Origin of the sequence: Pseudomonas sp. PS01300, from assembly GCF_029960155.1 — a bacterium.
GTDB classification, from domain to species: domain Bacteria; phylum Pseudomonadota; class Gammaproteobacteria; order Pseudomonadales; family Pseudomonadaceae; genus Aquipseudomonas; species Aquipseudomonas palmensis.
Genome location: NZ_JASCPN010000117.1, coordinates 1 through 5880, shown reverse-complemented (window position 1 = coordinate 5880; position 5880 = coordinate 1). Strand labels below are relative to the sequence as shown.

At 63.2% G+C, this 5880-nt stretch carries 8 protein-coding genes; 5 read left to right on the top strand and 3 right to left on the bottom strand.

Annotated features, from left to right (window positions below):
- Positions 1-82 precede the first annotated feature (82 nt).
- The 3 genes from QMX96_RS26325 to QMX96_RS26315 all read right to left on the bottom strand — a co-directional run bounded on the left by QMX96_RS26325 (position 83) and on the right by QMX96_RS26315 (position 1873).
- The gene (locus QMX96_RS26325; protein ID WP_043860218.1) at positions 83-331 is read right to left on the bottom strand and encodes a hypothetical protein; all 249 of its coding nucleotides are present in this window, start codon (positions 329-331) and stop codon (positions 83-85) included.
- Between the two features lie 133 nt (positions 332-464).
- Positions 465-806 (bottom strand): zinc ribbon domain-containing protein YjdM, encoded by a 342-nt coding sequence (locus QMX96_RS26320; protein ID WP_043860219.1) that lies wholly within the window; start codon positions 804-806, stop codon positions 465-467.
- 98 nt (positions 807-904) lie between these two features.
- Positions 905-1873: a polyprenyl synthetase family protein gene (locus QMX96_RS26315; protein WP_282362702.1), complete on the bottom strand. Its 969-nt coding sequence runs from the start codon at positions 1871-1873 to the stop codon at positions 905-907.
- 253 nt (positions 1874-2126) lie between these two features.
- Between QMX96_RS26315 and rplU the strand changes: the two genes are divergently transcribed.
- The 5 genes from rplU (at position 2127) to QMX96_RS26290 (ending at position 5804) form a co-directional block, all read left to right on the top strand.
- The gene (gene rplU / locus QMX96_RS26310) at positions 2127-2438 is read left to right on the top strand and encodes a 50S ribosomal protein L21 (protein ID WP_038614793.1); all 312 of its coding nucleotides are present in this window, start codon (positions 2127-2129) and stop codon (positions 2436-2438) included.
- Between the two features lie 33 nt (positions 2439-2471).
- On the top strand, positions 2472-2729 hold the full coding sequence (gene rpmA, locus QMX96_RS26305) for a 50S ribosomal protein L27 (protein ID WP_010225698.1): 258 nt from the start codon (positions 2472-2474) through the stop codon (positions 2727-2729).
- Between the two features lie 191 nt (positions 2730-2920).
- Positions 2921-4144 (top strand): Obg family GTPase CgtA, encoded by a 1224-nt coding sequence (gene cgtA / locus QMX96_RS26300; RefSeq protein ID WP_043860221.1) that lies wholly within the window; start codon positions 2921-2923, stop codon positions 4142-4144.
- A 75-nt stretch (positions 4145-4219) separates the two neighbouring features.
- Positions 4220-5338, top strand: a complete 1119-nt coding sequence (gene proB, locus QMX96_RS26295) for a glutamate 5-kinase (protein ID WP_043860222.1) — start codon at positions 4220-4222, stop codon at positions 5336-5338.
- Between the two features lie 4 nt (positions 5339-5342).
- Positions 5343-5804 carry a CreA family protein gene (locus QMX96_RS26290; protein ID WP_043860223.1) on the top strand — a complete coding sequence of 154 codons (462 nt, stop codon included), beginning with the start codon at positions 5343-5345 and terminating at the stop codon, positions 5802-5804.
- Positions 5805-5880: the final 76 nt, after the last annotated feature.

The window sequence follows — 5880 nt, the reverse complement described above, 5'->3', positions numbered from 1 at the left end:
GGTCAAGCCCGCTCCCACAGGTACACTGCCAGTCTCATGATTGCAGTGATCCTTGTGGGAGCGGGCTTGACCCGCGATGCTTTCAGTTCCACTGCGCGCCACCCCCAGGGCGCAACGCCCGGGCATAGCAGAACAGGAACAGATTCCTCACCAGCTCCTTGAGCACCACAGGCTCGCTCGAATTCAACCCGTGAAGATCCAGGTCGCCCTGGTCGCGCAGTTCGCCCAGCGCGTCTTCTTCGAGCACGGCGCATACCTCGCCGGTTTCGCGGTGCAGGATGCGCAGGTACGGATGGGGGCGGTCAAGCCAGGCGTCTATCAGATAAGTCATGGCTATTCTCCTTGAAAGCGTTCAATGAGAATAATTCTTATTATCAAAATAGCAAGTGACTATTGGATTTTTCTTGCGATTACCGCCGGGCGGTAGGGTCGAGGCTGCGAGTGCAGCCCCGGGCAGGCAGGGGTCAGACCTTGCGCACGAATTCCGATTTCAGCTTCATCGGGCCGATGCCGTCGATCTTGCAGTCGATGTCGTGGTCGCCGTCGCACAGGCGGATGTTCTTGACCTTGGTGCCAACCTTGACCACCAGCGAGGTGCCCTTGACCTTGAGGTCCTTGATCACGGTGATGGTGTCGCCGTCCTGCAGGACGTTGCCCACCGAATCCTTCTTCACCGCTTCGTCGCTGGCCGCTTCGGCTTCACCGCTGGCCGACCACTCGTGGGCGCACTCGGGGCAGATCAGCTGGCTGGCGTCTTCGTAGGTGTATTCGGAGTTGCATTTGGGGCAGGGTGGCAAAGTGCTCACTACGGTTCCTCAGGACTACGTGCAGAAAACCCACATTGTATAGGGTTTTGCCGGCCAGAGGAAAAGCAGGCCCATCGAGCGATGGGCCGGGCAGGGGATCAGTGCGTGCGGGCGACGGCGAACTCGCTGAGTTCGACCAGCGCATTGCGGTATTCGCTGGCCGGCAGCACGTCCAGGCAGGCGATGGCACGGGCCACGTAGTCACGCGCCATCTGTGCGGTGTACTCCAGCGCGCCAGCGGCCTCCACTGCGTTGCGGATGCTCTCCAGGTCTTCAAGGCCACCTTTCTGGATGGCCTGGCGCACCAGCGCCGCCTGCTCGGGGGTGCCTTCGCGCATGGTGTAGATCAGCGGCAGGGTCGGCTTGCCTTCGGCCAGGTCGTCACCGACGTTCTTGCCCAGGGTCTCGGCGTCGCCCTTGTAGTCGAGCAGGTCGTCGACCAGCTGGAAGGCCACGCCCAGGTGGTCGCCGAAGGTACGCAGGGCTTCGCGCTGTTCATCGCTGGCGCCGGCCAGTGCGGCGGCGCTGTGGGTGGAGGCTTCGAACAGCATGGCGGTCTTGCCGCGGATGACGTCCATGTAGACTTCCTCGGTGGTGCTGGCGTCGCGAATGCGCGACAGCTGCAGCACTTCACCCTCGGCAATCACGCGGGTGGCCTTGGAGAGGATCTGCATGACCGGCATCGAGCCCAGCTCGACCATCATCTCGAACGAGCGCGAGTACAGGAAGTCGCCCACCAGCACGCTTGGCGCGTTGCCCCACAGGGCATTGGCGGTGGAGCGGCCACGGCGCATGCCCGACATGTCGACCACGTCGTCATGCAGCAGGGTGGCGGTGTGCAGGAACTCGATGGTGGCTGCCAGCAGGCGCAGGTCGTCGCCTTCGCGGCCCAGTGCCTTGCCGCACAGCAACACCAGCAGCGGGCGCAGACGCTTGCCCCCGGCCGAGGTAATATAGTCGCCGATTTTCGATACCAGCGGCACACGCGAAGTCAGCTGCTTCTTGATGATCTCGTCAACGGCGCTGAAGTCGTCCGCTACCGCACGGTAGAAAGCTTGGGGTTGCATCGGCCACAGGTGCTCCATAAGGGTTGCGCGGCATGCTAGGTTGCGGGTCCCGGCGTGTCAAGGCGCACTGCCCGTGGGGTCAATGGCCACACTTGCAAGGCAAAGCTGGCTTGCGTACAATCGCGCACCCTGAACTTCCTGGGCAGCACCTGCCTTACGCAATTGCACTGGGCCGTTCCAGCCCTATGCAGCCATGCCAGCCAATACTCTTCCTATAAAGAGCTGGGTGAGCAGGATTATCGGAGAAATACCCATGTACGCAGTAATTGTTACCGGTGGCAAGCAGTACAAAGTCGCCGAAGGTGAATACCTGAAAATCGAAAAACTGGAAGTCGCCACTGGCGAATCCGTGACTTTCGACCGCGTTCTGTTGGTTGCCAATGGCGACGACGTGAACATCGGCGCTCCAGTCGTTGCTGGTGCCAAGGTTGTTGCTGAAGTGATCTCGCAAGGTCGTCACGACAAAGTGCGCATCATCAAGTTCCGCCGCCGTAAGCACCACATGAAGCGTATGGGCCACCGCCAGTGGTTCACCGAAATCAAGATCACCGGTATTTCGGCTTAATCGCCCAAATCCCCATTTCTGGAGAATTGAACCATGGCACACAAAAAAGCTGGTGGTAGTACCCGTAACGGTCGCGACTCAGAAGCCAAACGCCTTGGCGTGAAGATGTATGGCGGCCAGGCTATCATCCCGGGCAACATCATCGTGCGTCAGCGCGGCACCCAATTCCACGCTGGCTACGGCGTTGGCATGGGCAAGGATCACACCCTGTTCGCCAAGATCGCGGGTAAGATCAAGTTCGAAGTAAAAGGCGCCTTCGGTCGTCGTTACGTGAGCGTCGTTGCCGAGTAATCGCGCGATCGCTGGAAAAGCCCTGTCTCGCGACGGGGCTTTTTCGTTTGTGGGGTGAGTCTCTTGCAAAGCTGTTTGTATGGGCTGCCGGCGCTGGTGTTCTGGCCGTATCGGGGCCGCCGCGCTCACTTTTGCAAGAGCCTTATGTCTTTGTGTCACTCAGCTCGTCCAACTGACGAGAGGCGGTTTTTATGAAGTTTGTTGACGAAGTATCGATCAAGGTCAAGGCCGGTGACGGCGGTAACGGTTGCATGAGCTTCCGCCGCGAGAAGTTCATCGAGAACGGTGGCCCCAACGGTGGCGATGGTGGCGACGGCGGCTCGGTGTACATGGTTGCCGACGAAAACCTCAACACCCTGGTCGACTACCGCTACACCCGTCACTTCGAGGCCCAGCGCGGCTCCAATGGCGGCAGCACCGACTGCACCGGCAAGAAGGGCGACGACCTGATCCTGCGCGTGCCGGTCGGCACCACCGTGATCGACGCGGGCACCCAGGAAGTGATCGGCGACCTGGTCAAGGCCGGGCAGAAACTGATGGTGGTGCAGGGCGGCTGGCACGGCCTGGGCAATACCCGTTTCAAGTCCAGCACCAACCGTGCGCCACGCCAGACCACCCCGGGCAAGCCCGGCGAGCAGCGTGACCTGAAACTGGAAATGAAAGTGCTGGCCGACGTCGGCCTGCTGGGCTTGCCCAATGCCGGCAAATCCACCTTCATCCGTTCGGTGTCGGCCGCCAAGCCGAAAGTCGCCGACTACCCGTTCACCACCCTGGTGCCGAACCTGGGCGTGGTCAGCGTCGACCGCTGGAAGAGCTTCGTCATCGCCGACATCCCCGGCCTGATCGAAGGCGCTTCGGAAGGCGCCGGCCTGGGTATCCGCTTCCTCAAGCACCTGGCGCGTACCCGCCTGCTGCTGCACCTCGTCGACCTGGCCCCGCTGGATGAAAGCAGCAGCGCCGACGCCGCCGAAGTCATCGTCAACGAGCTGACCCGCTTCAGCCCGTCGCTGGCCGAGCGTGACCGCTGGCTGGTGCTGAACAAGACCGACATGCTGATGGACGACGAGCGCGACGAGCGCGTCAAGGAAGTGGTCGAGCGCCTGCAGTGGGAAGGCCCGGTGTACGTGATCTCGGCGATCTCCAAGCAGGGCACCGAGCAGCTCAGCCGCGACATCATGCGCTACCTCGAAGACCGTGCCGACCGCCTGGCGGCCGACCCGGCCTACCGCGACGAGCTGGCCGACCTCGACCAGCGCATCGAAGACGAGGCCCGTGCCCAGCTGCAGGCCCTGGACGACGCGCGCGCCCTGCGCCGTACCGGCGTCAAGAGCGTGCACGACATCGGCGACGATGATGACGATGACGACTGGGAAGACGACGAAGACGGCCCGGAAATCATTTACGTGCGCGACTGATTCGTTGCAGTACACTAAACGCCGCTTTTTCAAGCGGCGTTTTGGTATCTAAAGATCTCTATAGGTTGGAAGAAGATGCGGAGCAAGGTGACGGGTGCGCAGCGCTGGGTCGTGAAAATCGGCAGCGCGTTGCTGACGGCGGATGGCAAGGGCCTGGACCGCGCGGCGATGGGCGTGTGGGTCGAGCAGATGGTGGCCCTGCATGAGGCAGGGGTCGAGTTGGTGCTGGTCTCTTCGGGGGCCGTGGCTGCCGGCATGAGCCGCCTGGGCTGGAGCAAGCGACCGAGTGCGATGAACGAGCTTCAGGCTGCCGCCTCCATCGGCCAGATGGGCCTGGTGCAGGCCTGGGAGTCGAGCTTTGCCGAGCATGGCCGGCACACCGCGCAGATCCTGCTGACCCACGACGACCTCTCCGACCGCAAGCGTTACCTCAACGCCCGCAGCACCCTGCGTACCCTGGTGGAGCTGGGCGTGGTACCGGTGATCAACGAGAACGACACCGTGGTCACCGACGAGATCCGCTTCGGCGACAACGACACCCTGGCCGCACTGGTGGCCAACCTGGTGGAAGCCGATCTGCTGGTGATCCTCACCGACCGCGACGGCATGTTCGATGCCGACCCGCGCAACAACCCCGAAGCCCAGCTGATCTACGAGGCGCGCGCCGATGACCCGGCGCTGGACGCCGTGGCCGGCGGCACCGGTGGCGCACTGGGGCGTGGCGGCATGCAGACCAAGCTGCGTGCGGCGCGCCTGGCCGCGCGGTCGGGGGCGCACACCATCATCGTCGGCGGGCGCATCGAGCGCGTGCTCGACCGCCTCAAGGCCGGCGAGCGCCTGGGCACCTTGCTCTCGCCCGAGCGCGGCATGCTCGCGGCACGCAAGCAATGGCTGGCCGGGCACCTGCAGACCCGCGGCACCCTGGTGCTGGACGCCGGTGCGGTGCAGGCCTTGCGCCAGGCCAACAAGAGCCTGCTGCCGGTGGGCGTCAAGACCGTGCAGGGCAGTTTCCGGCGTGGCGAGATGGTCGTGTGCGTAGGGCCGGACGGCCTTGAAGTGGCGCGCGGCCTGGCCAACTACAGCGCGCTGGAAGCGCAGAAGATCATCGGCCAGTCATCCGAGGCCATCGAGGCCGTGCTGGGCTACAGCGCCGAGCCGGAACTGGTGCACCGCGACAACCTGATTCTGGTATGAGGAAATGAGCGTGATCAAAGGGATTTTTGCAGCCGCCTTGCTGGCCTTGCCGATGCTGGCCGGTGCCGAGGAAATCGGCCAGGTGTCGACGGTGTTCAAGTTCGTCGGGCCCAACGACCGCATCGTGGTCGAGGCGTTCGACGACCCCAAGGTGGAGGGCGTGACCTGCTACCTGTCGCGCGCCAAGACCGGCGGCGTGAAGGGTGGGCTGGGGTTGGCCGAAGACCGTGCCGAGGCGTCGATCGCCTGCCGTCAGGTGGGGCCGATTCGCTTCAAGGGCGAGCTCAAGGATGGCGATGAAGTGTTCAAGGAGCGCACCTCGCTGGTGTTCAAGACCATGCAGGTGGTGCGCTTTCTGGACAAGAAGCGCAACACGCTGGTGTACCTGGTGTACAGCGACCGCCTGATCGAAGGCAGCCCGCAGAACGCGGTGACGGCGATTCCGATTCTGCCTTGGGCAGAATAAGACCGCGTTGAATCCATCGCGGGTCAAGCCCGCTCCCACAGGTTCAATGGTGCCCTCTGTGGGAGCGGGCTTGACC

Excerpts from the sequence above, each read along its gene's own strand:
- QMX96_RS26290 (WP_043860223.1), top strand. The coding sequence starts at position 5,343 with ATGAGCGTGATCAAAGGGATTTTTGCAGCCGCCTTGCTGGCCTTGCCG.
- rplU (WP_038614793.1), top strand. The coding sequence starts at position 2,127 with ATGTACGCAGTAATTGTTACCGGTGGCAAGCAGTACAAAGTCGCCGAA.
- cgtA (WP_043860221.1), top strand. The coding sequence starts at position 2,921 with ATGAAGTTTGTTGACGAAGTATCGATCAAGGTCAAGGCCGGTGACGGC.
- proB (WP_043860222.1), top strand. The coding sequence starts at position 4,220 with ATGCGGAGCAAGGTGACGGGTGCGCAGCGCTGGGTCGTGAAAATCGGC.
- QMX96_RS26325 (WP_043860218.1), bottom strand. The coding sequence starts at position 331 with ATGACTTATCTGATAGACGCCTGGCTTGACCGCCCCCATCCGTACCTG.
- QMX96_RS26315 (WP_282362702.1), bottom strand. The coding sequence starts at position 1,873 with ATGCAACCCCAAGCTTTCTACCGTGCGGTAGCGGACGACTTCAGCGCC.
- rpmA (WP_010225698.1), top strand. The coding sequence starts at position 2,472 with ATGGCACACAAAAAAGCTGGTGGTAGTACCCGTAACGGTCGCGACTCA.